This is a genomic window from Chitinibacter sp. S2-10, assembly GCF_046530675.1.
Lineage (GTDB): Bacteria > Pseudomonadota > Gammaproteobacteria > Burkholderiales > Chitinibacteraceae > Chitinibacter.
Genome location: NZ_CP172558.1, coordinates 1,485,767 through 1,511,487 on the forward strand (window position 1 = coordinate 1,485,767; position 25,721 = coordinate 1,511,487).

The window sequence follows — 25,721 nt, forward strand, 5'->3', positions numbered from 1 at the left end:
GCGACGATAAGAGCTGGTATTAATTCACCGACAAACGATACCCGGCACCGCGGACTGTCTGGATCAGGTGTTCATGGCCGGAGTTTTCCAGCGACGAGCGCAGACGGCGGATATGCACATCAACCGTGCGTTCTTCGACAAACACATGGTCGCCCCAGACCTGATCGAGCAGGTTGGCACGGCTGTGTACGCGTTCGGCATGCGTCATGAAAAAATGCAGCAGGCGAAATTCGGTCGGCCCCAGTTCCAGTGTTTTGCTATTGGCAGTCACTCGATGTGTGACCGGATCAAGCCGCAATCCTTGAATTTCGACCGGATCGTCGGTGGCCTGTGGTGCGCGGCGGCGTAACACGGCTTTAATTCTGGCTTGCAATTCGCGCGGGCTAAATGGTTTGGTGATGTAATCATCAGCGCCGGTATCGAGCCCGACGATTTTATCCTGCTCGTCCGAACGGGCTGTCAGCATGATCAGCGGAATCGAACGGGTGCGCTCATCGCCGCGCAATTTACGCGCAAAATCAATTCCCGACATGCCCGGCAACATCCAGTCGAGCAAAATCAGGTCGGGCAATGCATTGCGAACGATGCCTTGTGCGCCTTCCGCCGAATCGGCTCGCATCACATGATGGCCTGCTTGTGACAGGTTAAAGGCGATCAATTCCTGAATCGCAGGTTCGTCTTCAACCAGCAGAATATTGGCAGCCATGAGCATTACTCCTCGCGGAAAGTGTTTAGGTTTGATGGCGAGAATAAGGCTTTAGTGTGAACTTAATATTACAAGTTCGCAAATGAGCTACGGATTTTTCAAACTCTGAAAGCGTGTGGTCGTGGCTGCTGAGCGCTAAGCGCGGTATCATTACCGATCTTAGATTTGTAGGCAAAGTCCATGGCCGGCCTGAACGCAGATACCCCGCAAGTTACCGCTGTCACCTTGCATCAAGCTACGCGCGCGCTTGAAATCGTTTTTGCTGATGGCGCGCAGTTTAAATTGCCGTGTGAATACCTGCGCGTGTTTAGCCCCTCGGCCGAAGTACGCGGCCACGGCGTTGGCAACGAAGTACTGCAAGTCGGTAAAATCGGCGTCAATATCAAAGCCATCGAGCCAGTCGGACATTACGCGCTCAAGCTGGTATTCGACGACGGCCATGATTCCGGCTTGTTCTCATGGCAATACCTCTATGAGCTGGGCGCAAATTACGACGCCTACTGGCAGAAATATCTCACTGAACTGGCGGCGGCTGGCGCGTCGCGTGAACCAATCTAATCAAGGCAGAACGCAATGAGCGATTCAAAAACCCATTTCGGTTTCAGCACCGTTAACGAATCCGAAAAAGCGCAGAAAGTCGCCGAAGTGTTTCATTCGGTCGCGCAGAAATACGACGTGATGAACGATCTGATGTCGGCTGGTCTGCATCGTGCGTGGAAATTTTTCACGATTGAAACCAGCGGCGCCAAAGCGGGTGACAAGATTTTGGATATCGCTGGCGGAACGGGCGACCTGTCCAAAGCGTTCAGCAAAAAAGTCGGCAAAAGCGGCCAGGTCTGGCTGACTGATATTAATAGTTCGATGCTCGGTGTCGGTCGTGATCGTTTACTCGACGCTGGATACCCCCTGCCAGTAGCTCAATGTGATGCAGAGAAGCTGCCATTTCCAGACGGATACTTCGATATTGTTTCGGTGGCTTTTGGCTTGCGCAATATGACGCACAAAGATGCAGCGTTGAAAGAAATGCACCGTGTACTGAAACCGGGTGGTCGTTTGCTGGTGCTGGAGTTCTCCAAAGTCTGGGCACCGCTTAAACCGGCCTACGATATTTATTCGTTCAAACTGCTGCCTTTCATGGGCAAGCTGGTCGCCAATGATGCCGCGTCTTATCAATATCTGGCCGAGTCGATCCGCATGCACCCTGATCAGGAAACGCTCAAGCAAATGATGCTTGATGCCGGTTTTGGCCGGGCTGATTTTCACAATATGACCGGCGGCGTCGTTGCGCTACATAAAGGGACGAAGTTCTGATGCTAGCGCAAGGTTTGAGCGGGGCGCTCAATCACCTGCTAAAGCAGGCACCGGCGGTGCAGACTGATTTGTCCCGGATTGCGGGGCATACTTTTGCGCTGGACTTACCCCTGCTGGCTGCCAATGTCGTCGTGATGCCCGATGGTTTGCTCGCGCACAGTGAAGCCGAGCCGGAAGCGACGCTGATTTTGCCCGCACCATTTTTTGTCGTTCGTTTGACTGACGCACAAGCCGCTGCGCGTCTGGTTCGGGTTGAGGGTGATGCCGAGCTGGCGAGCAAAGTGGGTGCTGCTTTGGGGGCTTTAAGCTGGGATGCGGCGGAAGATTTGTCGCTGCTGGTTGGTGATGTGCTGGCACACCGGATTGCCACTCTTAGCCAGAGCATGTTCCGTGCGCCACTGGCGCTGGGGCAGCGTTTCACTGAGACTATGGTCGAATATCTGCGCGATGAGGACAGACTGTTGCCGCGCAAGGAGGCTGTCACGGCGTTTTGCGATGAAGTTGATACTTTGCGCCACGATCTGGCTCGGCTGGAAAAGCGTCTTTGCCAGCTTGAGGCGGATATCTCCCCAAGTTTTCCCCATCGCCGTGTTCAATAAAGGCACACATGTTCCGTTTTTTTAAAATCGCCTACGTTGTGGTGCACTTCGGGCTGGATGAGTTTCTGCTTGGCCATGAGCGGGTGCATGGCTTGCGTCGTTTCATTGGCCTGCTGTTTTTCTGGCGCAAACTCGATCAGCCACGTGCAGTCCGGCTGCGGCTGGCGCTTGAATCTTTAGGCCCCATTTTTGTCAAGTTCGGTCAGGTTTTGTCTACACGCCGCGACCTGATGCCAACTGACATTGCCAATGAGCTGGCGCAATTGCAGGACAATGTGCCGCCGTTCGATTCGCAAGTGGCGATTGTCCAGATCGAAGCCAGTCTGGGCAAACCGATTGCCGAGCTGTTTGCCGAGTTTGACCCGGTTCCGGTCGCGTCAGCTTCGGTGGCGCAGGTACACCGCGCCAAATTGCACGATGGCAAGGCCGTGGCTGTCAAAGTGCTGCGCCCCGGTATTTTGCCGGTGATCGAAAGCGATCTGGCCTTGCTCAAAATCTTGGCGCTTTGCGTTGAAAAGCTGTTTGCCGACGGCAAACGTTTAAAACCGCGCGAAGTCGTTGCCGAGTTTGATCATTACTTGCATGACGAACTGGATTTGATGTGCGAGGCGGGCAATGCCAGCCAGTTGCGCCGCAATTTTTTGCATTCCTCCCAATTGATTGTTCCCGAAGTCTATTACGACTTTTGCGCCCGCGAAGTGCTGGTGCTCGAATGGATGGACGGGATTCCGATTGGCAAAATCGACGAGCTGAAAGCGGCCGGAATGGATCTGAAAAAGCTCAGCCGTTTTGGCGTTGAAATTTTTTTCACCCAGGTTTTCCGGCATGGTTTTTTTCATGCCGATATGCATCCGGGCAATATTTTTGTCGCGCCAGATAATAGGTATATCGCGCTAGACTTTGGTATTGTTGGCTCTCTGAGCGATACCGATAAGCAGTATCTGGCGATTAACTTTCTGGCTTTTTTCAATCGCGATTATCACCGCGTTGCGACTGCGCATATCGAATGCGGCTGGGTGCCCAAAGATACGCGCGTTGAAGCACTGGAAAGCGCGATCCGCACCGTTTGCGAGCCGTTTTTCAACAAACCGCTGTCGCAGATCTCGTTTGGTTTTGTCTTGCTGCGTCTGTTTGAAACGTCGCGCCGCTTTAATGTCGAAATCCAGCCACAGCTGGTGCTGCTGCAAAAAACTTTGCTTAATATTGAAGGGCTGGGTCGTCAGCTCGATCCGGAGCTGGATTTATGGCAAACCGCCAAGCCGTTTCTTGAGCGCTGGATGAACGAACAAATCGGCTGGCGCGGGCTGATCAATACGCTCAAACACGAAGCGCCACAATGGGCAACCTTGCTGCCTGCCTTGCCGCGCAGGCTCAATGAAGTCTTGAGTCAGAATCACTCCGAGCTATTGCTGGCCGGCTATCGGGGTTTGATGTGGGAACAGAAGAAACGCAATTATTTGCTGGCGCTGATCGCTGTGCTGCTGGCTTTGTTGCTGGCAGGATGACTGGATTATTAACAACGGATTTCGCCCTGAATAACAAGCCACCTTTGCGGTGGCTTGTTTTTTTTGTGGAGCTAACTGATTAGAATTCAATGATTTAGCTGCATGCCGTTTGATCGAAACACGAGGGCCATCAGGAAACTTTCTGCTTGCTATTGCGTAAAATATGATCTGTATTGATTGGATAAAGACGAAACTTTATTTCCAATAAGATCAAAGCAAATTTGTTGAAAGCAATTTCATCAAGTTCTAATAGAGGAGTTTTAAAGATGCGCAAATATCTATGCAGCGTGGCAGTAATGGCCGCTTTTGCTCCGCAAACATGGGCCGCTCCATTGTCACAAGTGGTCGAAAAATTGCTGCAATCGAGTCCAGATATCCAGACTGAAGTAGGTCAACGTCGAGCCAGCAATGCCGCAGTTGACAAGGCCAAAACCGGCTATTACCCGAAAGTTGAGCTGTCAGCCGGCGCGGGTCGTGAATATACCGAGGATTTTTCAACCCGCACCGCTTTTGGCGGTGGCATCAATTATAACCGCCAAGAAGCGCAGGCCTTTCTGACCCAGATGTTGTTTGATGGCATGGGAACCAAAAGCGAAGTTGAGCGACAACAAGCCAGACAATTGGGGGCAGCACACCGGGTTGCCAATACTTCGGAAGACATTGCGCTGAAAACCAGCGAAGCCTACCTTGACGTGCTGCGTAACCAAGAATTGCTTGCATTGACGCAGGCCAATCTGGAAGCGCATTTAAGCACGGCAGATCAGGTCAAGGCGCGAACAGCCGGCGGTTTTGGTCGTAAATCGGATGATGAGCAAATCGATGCACGTGTGTCCTTAGCCAAGGCAAATTTGTCTGCCGCGCAATCAGCGTTGAATGAAGCCAATATCGCTTACCAGCGTATGGTCGGTGAGGTGGCAGAAGATCTTGTCCGTCCGGCTTCACCGGAGGGCTTGCCAATGACGATGGAAGAGGCTGCCAATTGGGCCGCTGGCAATAATCGTCTATTACAGGCTGCGCGAGCTGATGCGGCAGGGGCTCAGGCTCAGCATGGCTTGGCGCAATCGCAAATGTATCCGCGAGTCGATCTGGAGGCCGGAGCGGTTTACACCGACACGCTGGACGGTATCCGGGTAGAAGAAACCGAGCGCTATTACGGTATGGTGAAAGTGCGTTATTTCTTTAAAAGCGGTGAAGACAAAGCTTATGTGGCTGAAACCAAAGAGCTGGTTTACGCTGCCGAAGAGGTTGCTCGCCGGGTTGAACGGCAAGTTCGCCAGAATGCTTCTCTGTCGTGGAACGCCATGATGATTGCGGCAGAACGAGTGCCGGTACTGACTAGCTACGCCAACTCCAGCAAGGCTGCACGAGATGAATACAGCAAGCAATTCTCGCTGGGACAACGTTCCTTGCTCGACTTGCTTGATAGTGAAAACGAGTACTTTACCGCGCGCCGCGACCTGGTTGCAGGGCAGTATGATGAATTGCGAGCCCGTTTCCGGCTATTGGCCGATGGCAACCAATTGCTGAGTACGCTTAGCATCAAACCGCTGGATGAAACGATCGTACCTGAACAGTAATCCCGAAGCACTACAACTGATGACACTGAGGCGACTTCGGTCGCCTCAGTGTTCTGAGCTTGTGTGCAAACAAGCGGGAATCTATCCCTCATCCTGAAAAGCGCTTTCTGGGGGCTGTTGGTTTTTGCTTTGCGAATCGTAAACCAAACGTCAACAGACCTAATATTTTCATCTACGATCAAATTAGGCCTGTTTGCATATAGGAAAGCATCGTGACCACCAGCTCGCCATTGCCCCCCCATGAAACTGCCATACCCCATTCGGCATTCATGCCGGATGATCCGCTTACGACCTGCCTGATTCAGTTAACCCGTTATTTTCATCGCCCCTTTTCTGCACAAACACTCACCAGCGGCCTGCCATTGGTTGGTAACCGCCTGAGTGCAGTTCTGTTTTCGCGAGCTGCAGCGCGGGCTGGATTGACTGCCAAATTGCAGCGGCGCACGCTCGATGATATTCCCGATCTTTCGCTGCCGGTTGTGCTGCTATTGAAGGAAGGCGGTGCCTGCGTTGCGCTAAAACGAAACGGGATGCGTTGGAAAATTCTCGAAACTAGTTCTGCTGGTGGCGAGCATGATATTGAACAATATGAGCTGGAGCGTTTGTATTGCGGGTTTGTTATTTTTGTAAAACCGAGCTTTCAGTTTGATGCCCGTACTCAGGAAAATTACATTCCCAAAGCGCAGCATTGGTTCTGGAGCAGTTTTGAAATGTGCTATCCGATGTACGGACATGTGCTGCTGGCTGCTTTCCTGATTAATCTGTTTGCACTGGCAGTGCCCTTGTTCACGATGAACGTGTATGACCGCGTCGTTCCCAACCAGATTTATGAAACTTTATGGGTATTAGCCATTGGCGTGAGTTTGCTGCTGGTTTTTGATTTTGTGATCAAGATGTTGCGCTCTTATTACATCGACCTGGCCGGCAAGCGCATTGATGTGATGTTGTCGGCGCAGATTTTCGAGCATGTACTGGGTTTAAAAGTACCGGCCAGACCTCAGTCAATTGGTGCCATGGTCAGCCATTTTCAGGAGTTTGAAGGCTTTCGGGATTTTATTACTTCGGCTACGGTGACCGTCATTGTCGATATTCCATTTGTGATTTTATTTCTGTTGGTGATTTATTGGCTGGGTGGTTGGCTGGTGCTGATTCCGATTTTGTTTATCCCCTTGATTGTTGTCATTAGTCTGTTTTTACAACGTCCTCTGGGTGAGTTGATCCAGCAAAGTTTTCGGGTCGCTGCGCAAAAACAGGCGAGCCTGATTGAATCATTGGGAGGCATTGACACGCTCAAGGCCTGTACTGCGGAAAGCAATGCACAGCGGCGCTGGGAAAAAAACTTGGGTGAGTTTGGTCGTCTTGCTGTTCAGACGCGCAGTTTGTCGTCGCTGATTGTGACTCAGGCCGGATTTTGGCAGCAACTGGCCACCATTTTGATGGTGATCGGCGGGGTCTATCTGATCGGTGAGCGTACATTGACCGTCGGTGGTCTGATTGCCTGCAATTTATTACTGGGGCGCACACTGGGGCCTTTTGCTCAAGTTGCCAGCCTGATTAGTCGCTACCATCAGGCACGGGCTGGTTTAAAAGGTATGGAGCAGGTGATGGCCTTGCCGGTTGAACGGCCGAAAGGTAAGGATTTTGTTCAACGCCCCGATTTCAAAGGCGAAATTGAATTTCGTAATGTCAGCTTTTCTTATGCGGGGCAGGATACTCTGGCGCTGGATAATGTGTCTTTCCATATTTCGCCCGGTGAGCGGGTCGCAATTATTGGCCGGATCGGCTCGGGTAAAAGTACGCTGGAGAAATTGATCTTGGGCTTTCAGGAGCCCACTTCGGGCGCCGTGTGGATTGATGGCGTCGATGTGCGGCAAATTGACCCAGCGCAATTGCGCCACAATATTGGCTATGTACCCGAGGATGTGTTTCTGTTCTATGGTTCGGTGCGTGACAATATTGTCTTGTCTGCGCCTTATATTGATGATGCCGCGATGCTTGATGCCGCCGAAATCGCTGGGGTGAGTGACTTTATCAATCGTCACCCCAAAGGTTTCGAGATGGTGATCGGTGAGCGCGGCGAAGGTTTGTCGGGAGGACAGAAACAGACCATCGGCATTGCCCGGGCCTTGCTATTGAATCCCGCCATTTATCTGTTTGACGAGGTGACCAGCTCGCTGGATAACCGGAGTGAAGAGCAATTCAAACAGCGCTTTTCCCGTCGCCTGAATCCGAATCACTCGCTGGTTTTAATTACCCATCGCATGTCAATGCTCACGCTGGTTGATCGCCTGCTGGTGCTGGACAATGGCCGCCTGATTGCCGATGGTCCAAAAGACGAAGTGGTGAGCATGCTCGCAGGGGGGAAACTCCATGGCGCAAAATAAATCCATTAAAAATGAAGATCTGCATTTTCTCGGCGATGGTGTCGCAGCCGTTTATGGCGGCTCAACCTGGTTGGCCAATGGGATTTTGTACGCTTTTGCCGCCTTGATGCTGATTGCCCTGTTGTGGGCTGCATTGGCCAAAATTGATGAAGTGACTGTTGCCGAAGGCAAAGTGATTCCATCCAGCCAGGTACAGGTGATTCAGAATCTGGAGGGCGGCATTGTCGCCAGTATTCCGGTGAAGGTCGGTGAGGTGGTCAAAAAAGGCCAGATTTTGATGAAGCTGGATGAAAAACGCTTCTCTTCATCACTGGGCGAAACCACGGTCAAATACGAGTCACTGGCAGCCAAAGCTGCACGGTTGACTGCCGAAGCCAATGGCACGCTGTTTATTCCGCCTGAGAAAATACTCAAAAGCAATCCGGAGTTGATTGCCGCCGAACAGCAATTATTTGACTCGCGTAAACGTGAGCTAGAGTCGTCAGTTTCCATTTTGCAAAGTGAAGCGGCGCAGCGTAGCCATGATATTTCCGCCATGCGTGCGAAATTGAGCAAGCTTGAAGCAGGGCTAAGGCTGGCACAAGAGGAGTATGTCATGAGTAAGCCGCTGGCCGAGCAAAATGTGATCTCCAAAATCGATTTCATGCATTTGCAACGGCAGATCAGCGATTTGACAGGTGAAATTAACGAAACACGAATCGCGATCCCAGGCCTGCAAAGTAGCCTGGCTGAAACCAATGGCAAAATCGCAGGCGTTTATGCTAAGGCCAGAGCCGATGCCTCGAATGAACTTGCTGCAGTCAAAGCTGAACTGGATGCGACATCGGCAACCACGGTGGCTTTGAGTGATCGTTTTGAGCGCACCACGATTCGTGCCCCGGTGGCCGGGATAGTGAAACTGATCAAGGTCAACACCATTGGCGGTGTCTTACAGCCGGGAATGGATGTGATGGAGATTGTCCCGCTGGAAGATAATCTGCTGGTCGAGGCCAAAATCAGACCTTCGGACATCGGTTTTCTGCGCCCCAAGCAAGAGGCTATGGTCAAGCTTACTGCCTATGATTTCTCTGTTTATGGCGGTTTGCTCGCCGATGTCGAAACGATCACTGCCGATTCGATTACCGATGAAGCCAAAAAAGAGAGTTACTATCTGGTTCGGGTGCGAACCCGCTCCAACCATCTGGGCGACGCCAAGCAGGCATTGCCCATTATTCCGGGCATGCTGGCAACCGTACATATCCGAACCGGTAAAAAAACCGTATTGCAATACCTGATGAAACCCATCGTCAAAGCGAAAGACGAGGCAATGCGGGAACGTTAATCCTAAGGGTATATTAATGTAGCTCCTTATGTGATTGGTGTTCATAAAAATACCCAGCCATGTATGGCCGGGTATTTTGGTTTTGTACTGCATGTTTAATCAGTGGTTTTGATCTCGCCATTGCTGATCAAGGTGTCAAGCAAGTTTTGCGGACTAACCCCCTGTAGTGTTGCCACTTGGACGCCATCATTTCCAATTCCATCGCTGTCGAATTTGACGATGGTTCCCTCGGATAGATTGTCCGGGTTGATCGCTGAAAATGTCAGGAATGCCCCCAGATTCGATCCGTCATACCCAATCGCACCTTCCAGCAGGTCGGAAATATCCAGTACATCTCCACCATCGGCTTTGGCATCAACATTGAAATCTTGGATGATATCCGCATTATCCGCTCCGACAGCCAGAACAAAAATATCCGACCCATCCCCGCCATTCAGAATGTCATGACCCTCACCGCCAGTGATGATGTCATCACCTTCCGAGCCCTGAATTGCGTCAGCAGAGCTGCTGCCTGTGAAGGTGGTGCCGTTAATGATACTCACGTTCAGTGTTTGTTGAGCTGTGCTGTCGCCATCCGCGTCGGTGATATCGAAGCTAAATTGCAGTTCCGCATCTAGGTTATTGTTGGTGCTGGTGATTAATCCAATATCGACGACTTTGACGACATCATTATCATCAGTAGCCCCGTTGTTGGTGAAAGCTTGCGTGATCAAGTCACCATTTTCGTCCAGACTACTGCCGCTGCTGCCAAGACCTCCATTGAGATTGATGCCTGTTCCGCTGACACCATTCGTCGAAGTCATCAGTTGTGCACCGTAAATTTGCCAGTTTTCGCCAAGAGCGTTGTAATCATTGCTTTCGATATAAACCGTGCCGGTTTTGTCTCCTGTCAACGCAATGTCGCCATATTCGACCACAAGCACTCGGGTTGTGATGTCATTTGTATCTGGGTCGATGAGTTTGAGGACAACGATCAAATCATCACCATTATCCAGCTGGTTAAGTTTGAGGAACAATCCGCTGACTCTGGCATCAGGTGACGCTGCAATATTCGAGCCCGGATGGTAGGTGAAGAAATCCATGTCCAGTACATCACCTTGTTGCAAAGTGTCGCTACCCACGCCATTCGAAGTCCCGCTGATTGTGAGGGTGCCGACTTCTCCTGCAGTGGCAAAGAGTTCACCTATGCTAAAGGCGCTATCCCCACCTGCTTTCAGACCGCTGCCACCTTGTGTTGCTGGGGCTGTGAATTGTATATAGAACCCAGGGTCAGATTGGGTTGCCTCAAGTAGCGTTGAAACCACTACCTCAGGTTGTCCTCCACCATTGGCTGGCAATTGATAACTATCTGGCGTACCTATGGTGTTGCTTGTGGTTAATGTGGTGTAACCAAGTAGTGGCTGATCCAAGGTCACTGAATATTCTCCACTTTCCTTGTCAAAAACCAAACTGCCTGTGGCATTCGTAAGGGCATTGTCGGGATTGACCGGGTCTGCGTCATACTTAAAGCTGAATGTGAAGTTTGCAGTTGCATCATCCTCACTTTCCCAGGTGACATTTGTTGTGCTGATGTTAATGTTTCCCACCATACCTGCTAGCAGGATTTGACCGAAATCGGAATTTACAGATGAATAACTGCCCCGTTTATCGGCACCAATGCTGTAGTCGAAATAACCAGTACCAGTTGGGGTTGATCCTTCGTTGGCAAAGATAAGGTTGGAGTGGGCAACTATGCTTGGCCCATCATCTTCAAAGGCAAAGCTACCGCTGATATCGCGTTCGGCAGTATCGCTGTCGCCATCTTTATCGGTAATGGTGGCGGTCAAAGTGACCAGACCGAGATCCAACGTGGCTGGCGTGTCGCTTTCATCAGGATCGGATGGGTCACCATGAACCACAGCACGATATTGCGTGAGTGTGACTTCGCCCGATTCCGCATCGACACTGATGCGTAAAACTTCTTCGCCATCGGCCATTCCGACAATATCACCGGCATCGTCACCGTCGGTATCGACACTGAGCAGGACGGGGTCGCCACTCAAAGTATCGACCAATCCGCTGTCAACGCTATCCTCCTCTTCGGGGAGGTTGAGGGAGAGAGCATAGGCAATATCGCCTTCACCATCGGCGCCAAAGTCACCAGCGGTAAACAGGCTGGTAAAGAAGGCACTGGTCGTTGCGCCGTCTTCGGTGTCGAGGTCAGATTCATCGACAATGAGTGATGGTACTGCTGTTTGAGTCGGATCAATGCTTGGACCATCATCCTCAAAGACAAAGCTACCGCTGATATCGCGTTCGGCAGTATCGCTGTCGCCATCTTTATCGGTAATGGTGGCGGTCAAAGTGACCAGACCGAGATCCAACGTGGCTGGCGTGTCGCTTTCATCAGGATCGGATGGGTCACCATGAACCACAGCACGATATTGCGTGAGTGTGACTTCGCCCGATTCCGCATCGACACTGATGCGTAAAACTTCTTCGCCATCGGCCATTCCGACAATATCACCGGCATCGTCACCGTCGGTATCGACACTGAGCAGGACGGGGTCGCCACTCAAAGTATCGACCAATCCGCTGTCAACGCTATCCTCCTCTTCGGGGAGGTTGAGGGAGAGAGCATAGGCAATATCGCCTTCACCATCGGCGCCAAAGTCACCAGCGGTAAACAGGCTGGTAAAGAAGGCACTGGTCGTTGCGCCGTCTTCGGTGTCGAGGTCAGATTCATCGACAATGAGTGATGGTACTGCTGTTTGAGTCGGATCAATGCTTGGACCATCATCCTCAAAGACAAAGCTACCGCTGATATCGCGTTCGGCAGTATCGCTGTCGCCATCTTTATCGGTAATGGTGGCGGTCAAAGTGACCAGACCGAGATCCAACGTGGCTGGCGTGTCGCTTTCATCAGGATCGGATGGGTCACCATGAACCACAGCACGATATTGCGTGAGTGTGACTTCGCCCGATTCCGCATCGACACTGATGCGTAAAACTTCTTCGCCATCGGCCATTCCGACAATATCACCGGCATCGTCACCGTCGGTATCGACACTGAGCAGGACGGGGTCGCCACTCAAAGTATCGACCAATCCGCTGTCAACGCTATCCTCCTCTTCGGGGAGGTTGAGGGAGAGAGCATAGGCAATATCGCCTTCACCATCGGCGCCAAAGTCACCAGCGGTAAACAGGCTGGTAAAGAAGGCACTGGTCGTTGCGCCGTCTTCGGTGTCGAGGTCAGATTCATCGACAATGAGTGATGGTACTGCTGTTTGAGTCGGATCAATGCTTGGACCATCATCCTCAAAGACAAAGCTACCGCTGATATCGCGTTCGGCAGTATCGCTGTCGCCATCTTTATCGGTAATGGTGGCGGTCAAAGTGACCAGACCGAGATCCAACGTGGCTGGCGTGTCGCTTTCATCAGGATCGGATGGGTCACCATGAACCACAGCACGATATTGCGTGAGTGTGACTTCGCCCGATTCCGCATCGACACTGATGCGTAAAACTTCTTCGCCATCGGCCATTCCGACAATATCACCGGCATCGTCACCGTCGGTATCGACACTGAGCAGGACGGGGTCGCCACTCAAAGTATCGACCAATCCGCTGTCAACGCTATCCTCCTCTTCGGGGAGGTTGAGGGAGAGAGCATAGGCAATATCGCCTTCACCATCGGCGCCAAAGTCACCAGCGGTAAACAGGCTGGTAAAGAAGGCACTGGTCGTTGCGCCGTCTTCGGTGTCGAGGTCAGATTCATCGACAATGAGTGATGGTACTGCTGTTTGAGTCGGATCAATGCTTGGACCATCATCCTCAAAGACAAAGCTACCGCTGATATCGCGTTCGGCAGTATCGCTGTCGCCATCTTTATCGGTAATGGTGGCGGTCAAAGTGACCAGACCGAGATCCAACGTGGCTGGCGTGTCGCTTTCATCAGGATCGGATGGGTCACCATGAACCACAGCACGATATTGCGTGAGTGTGACTTCGCCCGATTCCGCATCGACACTGATGCGTAAAACTTCTTCGCCATCGGCCATTCCGACAATATCACCGGCATCGTCACCGTCGGTATCGACACTGAGCAGGACGGGGTCGCCACTCAAAGTATCGACCAATCCGCTGTCAACGCTATCCTCCTCTTCGGGGAGGTTGAGGGAGAGAGCATAGGCAATATCGCCTTCACCATCGGCGCCAAAGTCACCAGCGGTAAACAGGCTGGTAAAGAAGGCACTGGTCGTTGCGCCGTCTTCGGTGTCGAGGTCAGATTCATCGACAATGAGTGATGGTACTGCTGTTTGAGTCGGATCAATGCTTGGACCATCATCCTCAAAGACAAAGCTACCGCTGATATCGCGTTCGGCAGTATCGCTGTCGCCATCTTTATCGGTAATGGTGGCGGTCAAAGTGACCAGACCGAGATCCAACGTGGCTGGCGTGTCGCTTTCATCAGGATCGGATGGGTCACCATGAACCACAGCACGATATTGCGTGAGTGTGACTTCGCCCGATTCCGCATCGACACTGATGCGTAAAACTTCTTCGCCATCGGCCATTCCGACAATATCACCGGCATCGTCACCGTCGGTATCGACACTGAGCAGGACGGGGTCGCCACTCAAAGTATCGACCAATCCGCTGTCAACGCTATCCTCCTCTTCGGGGAGGTTGAGGGAGAGAGCATAGGCAATATCGCCTTCACCATCGGCGCCAAAGTCACCAGCGGTAAACAGGCTGGTAAAGAAGGCACTGGTCGTTGCGCCGTCTTCGGTGTCGAGGTCAGATTCATCGACAATGAGTGATGGTACTGCTGTTTGAGTCGGATCAATGCTTGGACCATCATCCTCAAAGACAAAGCTACCGCTGATATCGCGTTCGGCAGTATCGCTGTCGCCATCTTTATCGGTAATGGTGGCGGTCAAAGTGACCAGACCGAGATCCAACGTGGCTGGCGTGTCGCTTTCATCAGGATCGGATGGGTCACCATGAACCACAGCACGATATTGCGTGAGTGTGACTTCGCCCGATTCCGCATCGACACTGATGCGTAAAACTTCTTCGCCATCGGCCATTCCGACAATATCACCGGCATCGTCACCGTCGGTATCGACACTGAGCAGGACGGGGTCGCCACTCAAAGTATCGACCAATCCGCTGTCAACGCTATCCTCCTCTTCGGGGAGGTTGAGGGAGAGAGCATAGGCAATATCGCCTTCACCATCGGCGCCAAAGTCACCAGCGGTAAACAGGCTGGTAAAGAAGGCACTGGTCGTTGCGCCGTCTTCGGTGTCGAGGTCAGATTCATCGACAATGAGTGATGGTACTGCTGTTTGAGTCGGATCAATGCTTGGACCATCATCCTCAAAGACAAAGCTACCGCTGATATCGCGTTCGGCAGTATCGCTGTCGCCATCTTTATCGGTAATGGTGGCGGTCAAAGTGACCAGACCGAGATCCAACGTGGCTGGCGTGTCGCTTTCATCAGGATCGGATGGGTCACCATGAACCACAGCACGATATTGCGTGAGTGTGACTTCGCCCGATTCCGCATCGACACTGATGCGTAAAACTTCTTCGCCATCGGCCATTCCGACAATATCACCGGCATCGTCACCGTCGGTATCGACACTGAGCAGGACGGGGTCGCCACTCAAAGTATCGACCAATCCGCTGTCAACGCTATCCTCCTCTTCGGGGAGGTTGAGGGAGAGAGCATAGGCAATATCGCCTTCACCATCGGCGCCAAAGTCACCAGCGGTAAACAGGCTAGCAAAGCTGGTACTGTCAGCACCCGCCTCACCTAGGGTGGTTTCATCCACAACCAATGAGAGGAACTCATCGTTAGCGTTGATTGTGGGTAAATCATCAATAATTGTAATAATGATGTTTGCGGATGCTGGTGGCGCTTCTCCATCAGAAATTGCCAATGGAATGACCTCATCAAAGCTGGACTCGCCTTCGTCATTAATAACAGAGGTTGTTAAAGTGAAGGTGTAAGTGAATACACCATTACTATATGAAGTTAAATCCAGTGTGCCATGTGGGGTTCCAATGGGGGGGGCGTTCAATATGTCGTTAATTAAATCGGCAAATGAGCCGTTTCCACGGTCAAAGAGCTGTCCTGCGATGGAAATGGACTGAATGTCGTCCAGCCCATCCCCGTCATTAATTGTGATGGTGCCACTTGCTGTAGGATTTTCTTCTCCAGCCGCCGTACCGGCATGTTGCCCAGTTTGTTCGTTGGCAATGATATTGGCCTCACTGAGAACATCGTTAGCCCCGCTTGGGTTGCCGGCATCGGTAGTGATACTAGGCGGCTCATTAACAGGAGTTACTGTGATATTGACCGTGGCTGTATCGGTTCCGCCTTGTCCATCACTAATGGTGTAGGTGAAGCTTGCGGGGCCGTTGTATTTGTCATTTGGGGTGAAAACGATTTTTCCGTCAATTAGGCTTACCGTTCCGTTGACTGCATCTTGCACGCTGATAATGGTGAGCGTGTCGTTGTCTGGGTCGGTATCGTTGGCAAGTAAGCTCAGCGGATTGATATTCAATGCCTGCCCTTCCTTGGTAGTCAGGGCGTCGTTTTCTGCATTAGTACTATTGTCGTCAATGGCATCGGGCGGCTGATTCAGCTGAGCTTGAGATGGTTCCGCCAGCGTTGGAGTGAGCTCTACTGAAATGCCGATGGTAGAAATCCCCGTTGGAATTTCTACTCTGGATTGGGGCGAATCAAGCACGACGAAGCTGTGTCCACCATCTTCACCGCCGGCTCCACCGGCTCCGGGAGCCCCTGCTGCCGATGCTGCGGCGACTTGGGTCGGATCGGCGCCTTGGGCGATCAGTTCTTGAATTCGTGCGGCACTATCTGCTGCGTTGGCGGCATTTGCGCTATCGGCTGGCTGGAGCAATTGAGCCAGAATTTGTTCGGTCAGGCTCAGACTGTCTGCGTGACCAAGCGTGATTTGCGAACCATTCGCGAAGGTGATCGACACTGCGCCATCTGCGCCAGTCTGAATCGTGTCGCCGGGGTTGACCTTATCGCCCACTTGCAGGACACGAGTTTCTCCGCTGGCAGTCAGGACTTTGACTTCGCCGATGACTTGAGAAACGGTGCCTTTGCTGTTCAGGCTGCTGGCGCCACTGCCGGTGGCTTTGATGTTGCTGGTGTTTGCGGTAGCCATGATCTGTGCTCCTAGTCTTGAGTGCGCCATGGTCGAAGAGCTAGTTTTTACAATCATCTGCACTAAGCTGAGTGCATGGTGAAAGCAGAGTCGCTCACAATTTCCGATTTGGCTGATTAGTTCATTGTATGAATTTCACGCCCGATAAAAATCAGCCTGATGAACTACATAAAAACCCTAGGGTTTGGTGGTCGATACAGTTAAATGAATCCAAAATTTGTCATCATGACGGCAAATACACAGATCGAGCAGCATTGGCATGCCTTGCTATCGGGGCTGGGGTCGGTGTCGGTCTGTAGAAAATGGCCAGAACAAAACAGCCTGCCGGATCAGCATTTTCGCTGCTGCATTCTGGATTTGGGGCTTTGGCCGTCTATTGGCGAATCCTCAGATTTTCGAAACTGGGTGGCGCACACTCCGACCTGTTTGCTTGGGGAGGTCTTTTCAATCGAAGAAGAGTTACGTTGGCTCGCGCTAGGTGTGCGAGCCTGCTGCACCCCTGATCTGGATGACGAACGGCTCAGGGTGATTGTCGATGTGACCAGCAAGGGTGGGATCTGGGTGTCGAATCAATCTTTGCCAAGGCTGTTGCAAGGCTTGCAGCATTTTTCCGCCCCGACGGAAAAAACGCTCAATGGTGCGACCAGTTTGAGTTCGCTTACTCCGCAAGAACGAAAAATTGCGCAGTTGGTCGGGCAGGGCGAAAGCAATAAATTGATCGCCCGGGCGCTGAATATTTCAGACCATACGGTCAAAACGCATTTAAGCGCCATTTTTAGTAAATTACATCTGAATGACCGGGTGCATTTGGCGTTGCTGGTGAATCAGCATAATGCGCAGCCGGAGTAATTGTGGCATGCCGACAAGTTGCCCTTGAGCTTTTGAGTTTTCAGTCATATACCGGATTTTATCCCTTGCGCTAAACAATGATGCTTGCTTCTTCGCCTGCTCATTCTTGTTCATTCGGTCGCCTGACTTTATTACTGGCTATTAGCTTGGCTGCGTGCTCATCAGCGCCCATCATCGGTGAAAATCCATATAAATTAAAAGCGGATACGCTGGATAAGGCTGAGGCCAAATATGGCGTAGCAGCCAGACAGCGTTTGAGTCGCTGGCAGGAAATGCTAGATGGCGATAAACAAGGTGATGAGCGGAGCAAGCTGACGCGCATTAATGACTTCTTTAATGAACGAATTATTTTTACCCCTGACCGCCAGGCGTGGGGGGTCGAAGATTATTGGGCTACCCCAGTGGAGTTTCTTGGTCGTGGTATTGGTGATTGTGAAGATTTTGCAATTGCCAAGTATTTTTCGCTGTTAGCCTTGGGCGTGCCGGAAAACAAGTTGCGGATTACTTATGTGCAGGCCAATGGTTATGGGCCTGCTAATTTGGCGCATATGGTTCTGACCTATTACCCAACGCCTTCGGCAGTTCCCTTGGTGCTGGACAATCTTATCCCTGAAATTAAACCTGCTTCGCAGCGCCCTGATTTGATCCCAGTGTATGCGTTTAACGGGCAAGGGCTTTGGTTGGCGAAAGACCGTAGCAGCGGTAATGCTGCACCGAGGAAAAATAAAATCAGTCTTTGGGATCAATTAAGAGCACGCCAAGGGCGAGAGTTTGATTAACGTCCGCAGATACTCCGCTAGGAGGACGATATGACTTTATTGAAGCAATTGATCTTGTTGATTGTGACCTTGTTTGTATTCCTGTTTTTCGGCACGGTGTATCTGAATGCTGAGAACTCACGCGCCTTTATTGCTGAGCAGTTGGCGACGATTGCACAAGATGCTGCGACTTCGTTGGGCATGCAGCTATCACCACTGATTATGGATAAAAATAATCAGGTTTTGGTCGAGCGCACAGTCGATGCTGTTTTTGATAGTGGTTATTACCGTACGATCCAGATTGCCGATATGGAAGGAAAACTGCTGATCGAACGACATGCTGGAACCCGGGTCAATCAGGTTCCAGAGTGGTTTGTTCGTTTGTTTCCGATTGAAACGCCGGTGGGAGAGTCGCTGATGAGTAGCGGCTGGCAGCAAGCCGGTACGGTCAAAATTGCCGCCAACCCTGGTATTGCTTATGCATCGCTTTGGGCGAGTAGTATCAATGCACTGTACTGGTTTCTGGGTGTCTCGATTCTGACTTTACTGGTCGGTTTGATGGTGCTGCATTATGTGTTGCGGCCATTGCGTGACGTGGAAATGCAGGCGCTGGCGATTTGCAACCGCGAATATCCCGATCCGGCGAAATTACCTTGGACTCTGGATTTGCGAAGTGTTGTACAGGCTATGAATCGCATGACCCAAAAAGTGAAGGAAATGTTTGCCGAGCAGGCTGCCAGTATCGAGCGCATGCGTGCCGAGGCTTATCTGGACAGTTTGACCGGGCTGGCTAATCGGCGTTATTTCGATCTGCGGGTCAAACAATTGATGGATGCTGATGAACCGCTAAGTCATGGTGCTTTGCTCTTTTTGGAAATCAGTCATTTGAAAGAAATCAATGATCAGAAAGGCTTTCGTGTTGTTGATCAGTTATTGCTTGAAGTGGCAACGCTACTCAAAACTGTTCATCCCGATATCGAGCAACATGAAGCATTTTTTGCTCGGATGAGCGGTAATACGTTTGCCGCTTTCTTTGCTGGAATCGATCAGAGTCAGGCCAGGAGCTTGGGCGATACACTGATGCATAAATTGACGACGCTATTTGAGCGCGGAATGACCCCATTTGGCGATGTCGCCCATATTGGTGGCGCCATGTATCACGGTCAAAATATTTCCCAATGGCTCTCGGAAGTGGATTTGGCGCTGCGGAGTGCGCAAAACGAGGGCGCTAATAGCGTACATTTTTACACGCCGGAAGAGGCGCACCGTCATGGTTCGCTGAGTGCTACGCAATGGAAGGGTATATTGCTGGAGGCCTTGAATTCGCAAAGGGTAGAGCTATATACCCAGGTAGTTAATACAGTCGATGACCAACCGATTCATCGTGAAGTCTTTCTCCGTTTGCGCGATGAACTTGGAGAGCAAATTCCTGCCGGATTATTTGTACCCATGGCCAAACGACATGGGCTGATTCAGGAGTTTGACCGGATCGTCATTGCTTTATGTTTGCAAGAGCTGAAAAGAACGCCGGATCTCAAACTGGCCATTAATTTGTTCCCCGCCTCGATTGCGCATCCCGAATTTGTTCAATGGTTATTGGATCAGTTACGTGTTCAACCGGATGTGGCGCAACAACTCTCTTTTGAATTGCCTGAACAGGAGGCTTTGAGTCAGCTCGATGACTTACGTCGCTTTATTGATCAGGTTGGCTCATTGGGTGTTCAAATCGGGCTGGATAATTTTGGCCGCGGGTTTAGTTCATTTACTTATCTGAGCTCATTGAAAGTACATTACCTCAAAGTTGATGGCTCGTTTACGAAAGAAATTGATCAAAGCCGCGAAAATCAGTTTTTCATGGATGCGATTGTGAAAATCGCGCATGGACTGGACTTGCAGGTGATTGCCAAGTCGGTAGAAACCGCGGCAGAAAAACAAATGTTGGAGTCGCTGAGAGTCGATGGCGAGCAGGGCTTTGGTGTTGCAAATATCGAATTGTGGCAGGCCGCCCGAAGTTTGTAGAAACATACCTTGCCTGGTATTGCCTTGCCGGCGTTTATTGATGGGCTGGCTGTGGCTATACCCTTTGTTTTGTTGAAGGGCTTGTTGAGTTGCCGTACGCTGACTGCGTTAGGCTAGCGTGTTCCAGCATGAAAATAAACCGCTGTAACAATTGTTCGCTGTGCACCGAGAGTTGTGAAAATTGGCAGCCAGTTCTGATGGTTCTGATGCCATTGGGTAAGATGATTTCAGTTTGCTGGCCAATATTCAATGTGCAATGAATCGCCCCGACATGTCTTAATTCGATACGACATCCTTTGAGTGTCATGCCTGTCTGCAGCTCAATGTCGGCGCTAAAGCCAATCAAACCAACGCCCCCTAGGCTGACGTCGGCCAGCGCGATAATCGCTTCAATGCCACGGGGTGTATCAATAAAGCAGTCACTGGCGAATGCATGCGGAATCGGTAACCGAAACGTATCTCTGCGTTGCATTATCTCCCCTATGCTGATTGGCCAAATGCAAATGCGCCTTAGCAGGCCATTGGAAAACTACTGCAGAGACTCAAATTCTGCGTTAAAAAATGGCTAAAATCCTCATTTACAGCCTGTAAACTCCGGTTTTCCGCCATTTTTTGCCTTGTCTTTGAGCCTCTCGCTACGTTTTTCAACGGACTGTTAGAACAGCAATTCTTTAATTTCTTCCAATGCTTGAGCATCGCTGTCGACATTGTTGCCACCACCACCCCCAAGTCCGAGCTCGCTATTGGTGCTTGGAAATTCTTGCAGATAATACTCAACAATTGTGCCACGCTCGGTTTCTGAGGTTTTGGTGATAATGCCTTCCGGAACGGCTTTAGGCGCTTCGGGTACATTGCGCAGCGCACTGCTCATAAAATTCACCCAGATTGGCAAGGCGGCGGCACCGCCGGTTTCGCGGGCACCAAGCGAGCGTGGCTGATCAAATCCCATCCAGGTGACGGCAACCAGCTGGGGGTGAAAACCGGCAAACCATGCATCATAGGCATCGTTGGTGGTTCCTGTTTTTCCTGCCAGATCGTTGCGGCCGAGTGCTTTTGCCTTGGTCGCGGTGCCCATTTTGATCACATCTTCCATCATGCTGGTCATGATAAACGCATTGCGTGGATCTAGTGTTCGAGCCGCATTTTTGCCTGCAATTTCAGGCTGTGTCTGAGCAATAATCTTGCCTTTACTGTCTTCGATTCGGTCAATGAAATAAGAGCGAACCCGATAGCCCGTGTTGGCAAAAACCGAATAACCTTCGGCCATTTGCAGTGCCGTGACACTGCCTGCACCGAGCGCCATGGTGAGGTAAGGCGGGTGGTCTTTGGGTGAAAAACCAAAGCGGGTTAAATGTTGCTGCGCATAGTCGGTACCGATGGCTTGCAAAATACGGATCGAGACCATGTTTTTCGATAGCGTCAATGCCTTTCTGACCGGCATCATGCCTGAATAGGTGCCATCGTAATTTTTGGGCTCCCAAACCTGACCATTTGATTGAGCCGGGTCGATGACCAGTGGTGCGTCATTGATTTGTGTGGCAGGTGTAATTCCGCGCTCAAGTGCCGCAGAGTAAATGAATGGCTTAAAGCTTGAGCCCGGTTGGCGCCAAGCTTGGGTGACGTGATTGAAATGATTGTTACTGTAATCAAAGCCACCCACCAGCGCTTGAATCGCTCCTTGTTGGGGGTTGACGGCTACCAAAGCGCCTTCTACTTGCGGAACTTGTGTGATGATCCAGCCTTTGTCGCTTGCCCTGACCCGAATAATGGCACCCGGGCGAATTCGTTTGGCGGGGGCATTTTTTTCAGATAATGCACTGCGAGCAAATTTCAAGCCATCACCCTGGATTGTGATTTGTTCATCGCCCTTGATATAAGCCGTGACGGAATTTTTCGTAAGTTTGGTTACGACGGCAATGCGCAAGTCATCCGCATCCTTGATGCCGCTTAATGCTTCATCAAGCTGTTCTTCGGCCCCGCTGGTCAGCAATGTCGGTTCAATAAACCCTTCTGGGCCGCGGTATCCGTGTCGGGAGTCATAATCGAGTAAGCCTTCGCGCAGCGATTCATAGGCCGCTTGCTGCATTTGACTATTAATGGTGGTAAAAACTTGATAGCCTTCGGTATAAATGGCGTCCTTATAACGCTCATACATCATTTGCCGAACCATCTCGGCAATATACTCGGCATGTACAGGATACTGCTGATTGGAACGAACCACTTTAATGGGTTCGACTTGGGCTTGTTGGTATTCTGTGTCGGTCAGCGTTTTTAATTCGTGCATTCTGCGTAGTACATACATTTGCCGCAGCTTTGCCCGTTTGGGGTTGACAACTGGATTGTAAGCGGATGGGGCTTTAGGCAGGCCAGCCAACATTGCCATTTCTGCGTGACTGAGTGCATTCAGCGGTTTGCCAAAATAAATTTGTGCTGCAGAAGCAAATCCATAGGCACGCTGACCCAGATAAATTTGATTAATATATAACTCTAAAATTTGGTCTTTCGATAAATTGTGCTCTATTTTGAAAGACAGTAGAGCCTCATTAAATTTGCGAGTAAATGTTTTCTCATTGGATAAATAAAAATTCCGTGCGACCTGCATTGTGATTGTACTTGCACCGGATCTGGTTTGCCCTGAGGTCAAATTGCCGATGATCGCACGCATAACGCCTAGATAATCAATTCCGCCGTGTCGGTAAAACCGTTCATCTTCCGCTGCTAGCAGGGCATTAATCATTCCTTTGGGGACTTTGTCGATAGGGGTAAAGGCTCGGCGTTCTTCGCCAAATTCACCGATCAGAATCTTGTCCTGTGTAAAAATGCGCAATGGAACTTTAGGTTTGTAATCGGTTAAGGCTTCGAGCGAGGGAAGCTTGGGGTAGGTTATCGCAACCGCCATCGCAGATAGGCAAATGACAATTAGTGAGAGGCAGATCACTATTGTAAAAATGGCTAAAAATATTTTTTTTGTCATTGCGGTCGTGACGGTTTGTTTATAAAGTTCAAGTCAAGGCACTAATGTACTTGGAATATTGCTTTGTTGCAAAAAGCGTGTGCTGTTAAGTCCTACCTTTACACTGTAAGCCATGCGCTGATAGCATTTTTTGAATTGCATATAAGGGGACTCCTGCGTTGAACCTCGATTTTTTAAAACCTTCAGCTCCACCGCTCATCGGAGTGGATATCAGCGCATCAGCTGTAAAAATGGTCGAGCTGAGTCAAGCGGGGCGCAATTTTAGCTTGGATCGCTATGTCATTGAGCCCTTACCAAAAGATGCAATCACAGATAGCAATATTACCAATCATGATGCTGTCGCAGAGGCGGTTCGCCGAGCTTGGAAGCAATTGGGATGCAATATTAAAAACGTAGCAATCGCATTGCCTGCATCGGCAGTAATTACCAAGAAAATTCTGGTTGCAGCCGGGATGAATGAACGCGATCTTGAAATGCAGGTAGAGACTGAAGCTAATCAATATATCCCCTTTTCTCTGGATGAAGTGAATCTGGATTTTCAGGTCTTGGGCGTTGCCCCCAATAATCCTGACGAAGAAGAAGTTTTGATTGCGGCGGCGAAAAAAACCAAGGTGGATGAGCGCGTTGCAGTGATTGATGACGCCGGTTTGAAAGCCGTGGTGTTGGATGTCGAATCATATGCAACGCAAGCTGCTTTTGAGCTAATGCGCCCCCAGCTACCCAATGCGGGTGAAAATCAAATTGTGGCTGTGGTCGACATTGGTGCCACTGCGATGCATATGAATATTTTCAAAGACGGCCAGTCAATTTATAGCCGCGACCAAGCCTACGCAGGCAATCAGCTAACTCAAGAAATTCAGCGCAAATTTAATATGTCTTCTGAAGAGGCGGAACAAGCCAAACGGCAAGGTGGTTTGCCTGATAATTATGAGCCTGATGTGTTGCAACCTTTTATGGATACCATGGCGCTGGAAATTTCCCGCTCACTACAGTTTTTCTATACCTCAAGTAACTACACCACGGTTGATCATATTCTGCTTGCTGGTGGCTGTAGCGTTATCCATGGTCTTGATGAGGTGGTATCAAGCCGCACTCAGGTTGCCAGTACAATGCGGGCTAATCCATTTTTCAGCATGTCGACGGGTAAAGTGCGTGGCAAGCAAATTCAGCTAGACGCGCCTTCGCTGCTTATTGCGTGCGGTTTGGCTATGCGGAGGTTTGACCCAGTATGATCAGAATTAATCTATTACCTCATCGACAAGAGAAGCGGGTCGCCAAACAAAAACGTTTTGTTGGCATGATGGTGTTCGCTTTTCTTGCCGGCTGTGCAGTTGTGATTGCGGGCTATGTTTTGCTTGGTACTCGCATCGAAGCCCAAAACGCACGCAATGAATTTTTGGCGGCCGAAAATGCCAAGCTGGATAAAGAGATCGCAGAAATCGAGAAGTTGAAGGCAGAAAAACAGGCTTTGCTTGATCGAAAATTGATCGTTGAGCGACTGCAGTCCAATCGCACCGAAACAGTGCACTTAATGGATCAGTTGACGCGCCAAGTGCCGGAAGGCGTGTATTTGAAAGACGTTAAACAGACCAATGAATTACTAGTTCTTGGTGGGTATGCACAATCAAATGCGCGGGTTTCAACTTTAATGCGTAATTTGAATGATTCTGCCGTATTTGAACAGCCTCTGCTGGTTGAGGCGAAGGCAGCTAGCGTGGGTAATCAGCGCCTCTCTGATTTCACATTGAATGTCAAATTGACGCGCGTTGCTGCTGATGCTTCCGCAGTTGTTGCATCGTCTGCTCAGGCAAAGGGGAAAAAATAATGGCAATTACCTTTGATGAGCTCAAGAACCTAGATCCAAAAGATGCGGGCAATTGGCCTATTCCTGTGCAACTGGGGGCGATGGGCGTTTTATTGGCTGCGGTCATTGCTGCTGGAGTGTTTTATTTCTGGCAGCCGCAGTTTGAAGAGCTGGATGTTGGCGTGCAAAAGGAAGAGCAGCTCAAGCAGGAGTTTCTGGATAAGAAAAAGAAAGCTATTAATTTGGAGGCCTATCGCCAGCAACTACTTGAGATCCAGCAATCATTTGGCGCTTTGCTCAAACAGCTGCCAAATAAATCCGAAATGGAAACCTTGCTTACCGAGATTAATCAGGCAGGGGTTGGCCGTGGTTTGTTGTTTGAACTATTCAAGCCTGGTTCTGAGTTAAAAACCGCTGAGTTTGCGGAAATGCCAATTCAAATCAAGGTGACCGGGTCATATCATGACTTGGCCGCGTTTGTTAGTGATGTCGCACAGTTGTCGAGGATCGTTACTTTGAGTGATGTGCAGCTTGCCGCATCAAAAGACTCTGCTGCGTCGAGGGCTCCAGTTGCTAAAGATAAATCGGGTGGATTGCCGGCTCCGAGAGAAGCTGATGTATTGACTATGGAAGCGACGATTAAAACATATCGCGCTCTAGATGAAGTAGAGCAGCAGGCAATCCGTCAGGCTGAGATGGCTGCCCGTAAAAAGAAAAAACAGTAATGTTC

The 25,721-nt window shown here is 50.5% G+C and carries 17 protein-coding genes; 13 read left to right on the plus strand and 4 right to left on the minus strand.

The features are described from left to right. Nucleotides 1-19 precede the first annotated feature (19 nt). Entirely contained in the window at nucleotides 20-712 is a 693-nt protein-coding gene (gene phoB, locus ACG2XO_RS07100) for a phosphate regulon transcriptional regulator PhoB (protein WP_410500116.1), read from the minus strand. A gap of 174 nt (nucleotides 713-886) precedes the next feature. Between phoB and ACG2XO_RS07105 the strand changes: the two genes are divergently transcribed. The 7 genes from ACG2XO_RS07105 (at nucleotide 887) to ACG2XO_RS07135 (ending at nucleotide 9,403) form a co-directional block, all read left to right on the plus strand. Beyond that, on the plus strand, nucleotides 887-1,264 hold the full coding sequence (locus tag ACG2XO_RS07105) for a gamma-butyrobetaine hydroxylase-like domain-containing protein (RefSeq protein ID WP_410500117.1): 378 nt from the start codon (nucleotides 887-889) through the stop codon (nucleotides 1,262-1,264). Between the two features lie 15 nt (nucleotides 1,265-1,279). Then, complete coding sequence (ubiE, locus tag ACG2XO_RS07110) at nucleotides 1,280-2,017, plus strand: bifunctional demethylmenaquinone methyltransferase/2-methoxy-6-polyprenyl-1,4-benzoquinol methylase UbiE (protein ID WP_410500118.1); 738 nt, start codon at nucleotides 1,280-1,282, stop codon at nucleotides 2,015-2,017. Continuing rightward, entirely contained in the window at nucleotides 2,017-2,616 is a 600-nt protein-coding gene (locus tag ACG2XO_RS07115) for an SCP2 domain-containing protein (protein WP_410500119.1), read from the plus strand. The genes ubiE and ACG2XO_RS07115 overlap by 1 nt, the downstream gene beginning before the upstream one ends. Nucleotides 2,617-2,624: 8 nt before the next feature. Beyond that, nucleotides 2,625-4,121, plus strand: coding sequence for a ubiquinone biosynthesis regulatory protein kinase UbiB (ubiB, locus tag ACG2XO_RS07120; protein WP_410500120.1), 1,497 nt, complete (start codon nucleotides 2,625-2,627; stop codon nucleotides 4,119-4,121). Between the two features lie 266 nt (nucleotides 4,122-4,387). Further along, the gene (locus tag ACG2XO_RS07125) at nucleotides 4,388-5,698 is read left to right on the plus strand and encodes a TolC family outer membrane protein (protein WP_410500121.1); all 1,311 of its coding nucleotides are present in this window, start codon (nucleotides 4,388-4,390) and stop codon (nucleotides 5,696-5,698) included. A 212-nt stretch (nucleotides 5,699-5,910) separates the two neighbouring features. Further along, nucleotides 5,911-8,082, plus strand: coding sequence for a type I secretion system permease/ATPase (locus ACG2XO_RS07130; RefSeq protein ID WP_410500122.1), 2,172 nt, complete (start codon nucleotides 5,911-5,913; stop codon nucleotides 8,080-8,082). Then, a complete protein-coding gene (locus tag ACG2XO_RS07135; protein WP_410500123.1) occupies nucleotides 8,069-9,403 on the plus strand; it encodes an HlyD family type I secretion periplasmic adaptor subunit in 1,335 nt (444 codons plus the stop codon). The genes ACG2XO_RS07130 and ACG2XO_RS07135 overlap by 14 nt, the downstream gene beginning before the upstream one ends. A 95-nt stretch (nucleotides 9,404-9,498) precedes the next feature. On the opposite strand, the gene ACG2XO_RS07140 is transcribed toward ACG2XO_RS07135, so the two are convergent. Further along, on the minus strand, nucleotides 9,499-16,587 hold the full coding sequence (locus tag ACG2XO_RS07140; protein ID WP_410500124.1) for a retention module-containing protein: 7,089 nt from the start codon (nucleotides 16,585-16,587) through the stop codon (nucleotides 9,499-9,501). Nucleotides 16,588-16,791: 204 nt separating this feature from the next. On the opposite strand from ACG2XO_RS07140, the gene ACG2XO_RS07145 reads away from it, so the two are divergent. The 3 genes from ACG2XO_RS07145 (at nucleotide 16,792) to ACG2XO_RS07155 (ending at nucleotide 20,213) form a co-directional block, all read left to right on the plus strand. Continuing rightward, a complete protein-coding gene (locus ACG2XO_RS07145) occupies nucleotides 16,792-17,436 on the plus strand; it encodes a response regulator transcription factor (RefSeq protein WP_410500125.1) in 645 nt (214 codons plus the stop codon). A gap of 77 nt (nucleotides 17,437-17,513) precedes the next feature. Further along, on the plus strand, nucleotides 17,514-18,215 hold the full coding sequence (locus ACG2XO_RS07150) for a transglutaminase-like cysteine peptidase (RefSeq protein ID WP_410500126.1): 702 nt from the start codon (nucleotides 17,514-17,516) through the stop codon (nucleotides 18,213-18,215). A gap of 30 nt (nucleotides 18,216-18,245) precedes the next feature. Then, nucleotides 18,246-20,213 (plus strand): EAL domain-containing protein, encoded by a 1,968-nt coding sequence (locus ACG2XO_RS07155; protein WP_410500127.1) that lies wholly within the window; start codon nucleotides 18,246-18,248, stop codon nucleotides 20,211-20,213. A gap of 55 nt (nucleotides 20,214-20,268) precedes the next feature. Here ACG2XO_RS07155 and ACG2XO_RS07160 read toward each other — a convergent pair whose 3' ends face one another. Both ACG2XO_RS07160 and ACG2XO_RS07165 read right to left on the minus strand, forming a co-directional pair. Further along, nucleotides 20,269-20,685, minus strand: coding sequence for a PilZ domain-containing protein (locus tag ACG2XO_RS07160; protein WP_410500128.1), 417 nt, complete (start codon nucleotides 20,683-20,685; stop codon nucleotides 20,269-20,271). 183 nt (nucleotides 20,686-20,868) lie between these two features. After that, the gene (locus tag ACG2XO_RS07165; RefSeq protein WP_410500129.1) at nucleotides 20,869-23,187 is read right to left on the minus strand and encodes a penicillin-binding protein 1A; all 2,319 of its coding nucleotides are present in this window, start codon (nucleotides 23,185-23,187) and stop codon (nucleotides 20,869-20,871) included. Nucleotides 23,188-23,345: 158 nt separating this feature from the next. Here ACG2XO_RS07165 and ACG2XO_RS07170 point away from each other — a divergent pair, with 158 nt between their 5' ends. From ACG2XO_RS07170 to ACG2XO_RS07180, 3 genes are read left to right on the plus strand one after another with little or no spacing between them, the layout of a single operon-like run. Beyond that, entirely contained in the window at nucleotides 23,346-24,419 is a 1,074-nt protein-coding gene (locus ACG2XO_RS07170; protein WP_410500130.1) for a pilus assembly protein PilM, read from the plus strand. Continuing rightward, nucleotides 24,416-25,012 carry a PilN domain-containing protein gene (locus tag ACG2XO_RS07175; protein WP_410500131.1) on the plus strand — a complete coding sequence of 199 codons (597 nt, stop codon included), beginning with the start codon at nucleotides 24,416-24,418 and terminating at the stop codon, nucleotides 25,010-25,012. The genes ACG2XO_RS07170 and ACG2XO_RS07175 overlap by 4 nt, the downstream gene beginning before the upstream one ends. After that, nucleotides 25,012-25,716 (plus strand): type 4a pilus biogenesis protein PilO, encoded by a 705-nt coding sequence (locus tag ACG2XO_RS07180; protein ID WP_410500132.1) that lies wholly within the window; start codon nucleotides 25,012-25,014, stop codon nucleotides 25,714-25,716. Before ACG2XO_RS07175 ends, ACG2XO_RS07180 begins: the two co-directional genes overlap by 1 nt. Nucleotides 25,717-25,721 lie beyond the last annotated feature (5 nt).

Coding starts and splice junctions, on each gene's coding strand:
- ACG2XO_RS07175 (WP_410500131.1), top strand. CDS start 24,416: ATGATCAGAATTAATCTATTACCTCATCGACAAGAGAAGCGGGTCGCC.
- ACG2XO_RS07160 (WP_410500128.1), bottom strand. CDS start 20,685: ATGCAACGCAGAGATACGTTTCGGTTACCGATTCCGCATGCATTCGCC.
- ACG2XO_RS07180 (WP_410500132.1), top strand. CDS start 25,012: ATGGCAATTACCTTTGATGAGCTCAAGAACCTAGATCCAAAAGATGCG.
- phoB (WP_410500116.1), bottom strand. CDS start 712: ATGCTCATGGCTGCCAATATTCTGCTGGTTGAAGACGAACCTGCGATT.
- ACG2XO_RS07105 (WP_410500117.1), top strand. CDS start 887: ATGGCCGGCCTGAACGCAGATACCCCGCAAGTTACCGCTGTCACCTTG.
- ACG2XO_RS07165 (WP_410500129.1), bottom strand. CDS start 23,187: ATGACAAAAAAAATATTTTTAGCCATTTTTACAATAGTGATCTGCCTC.
- ACG2XO_RS07155 (WP_410500127.1), top strand. CDS start 18,246: ATGACTTTATTGAAGCAATTGATCTTGTTGATTGTGACCTTGTTTGTA.
- ACG2XO_RS07145 (WP_410500125.1), top strand. CDS start 16,792: ATGAATCCAAAATTTGTCATCATGACGGCAAATACACAGATCGAGCAG.
- ACG2XO_RS07150 (WP_410500126.1), top strand. CDS start 17,514: ATGATGCTTGCTTCTTCGCCTGCTCATTCTTGTTCATTCGGTCGCCTG.
- ACG2XO_RS07140 (WP_410500124.1), bottom strand. CDS start 16,587: ATGGCTACCGCAAACACCAGCAACATCAAAGCCACCGGCAGTGGCGCC.
- ubiE (WP_410500118.1), top strand. CDS start 1,280: ATGAGCGATTCAAAAACCCATTTCGGTTTCAGCACCGTTAACGAATCC.
- ACG2XO_RS07115 (WP_410500119.1), top strand. CDS start 2,017: ATGCTAGCGCAAGGTTTGAGCGGGGCGCTCAATCACCTGCTAAAGCAG.
- ACG2XO_RS07125 (WP_410500121.1), top strand. CDS start 4,388: ATGCGCAAATATCTATGCAGCGTGGCAGTAATGGCCGCTTTTGCTCCG.
- ACG2XO_RS07135 (WP_410500123.1), top strand. CDS start 8,069: ATGGCGCAAAATAAATCCATTAAAAATGAAGATCTGCATTTTCTCGGC.
- ubiB (WP_410500120.1), top strand. CDS start 2,625: ATGTTCCGTTTTTTTAAAATCGCCTACGTTGTGGTGCACTTCGGGCTG.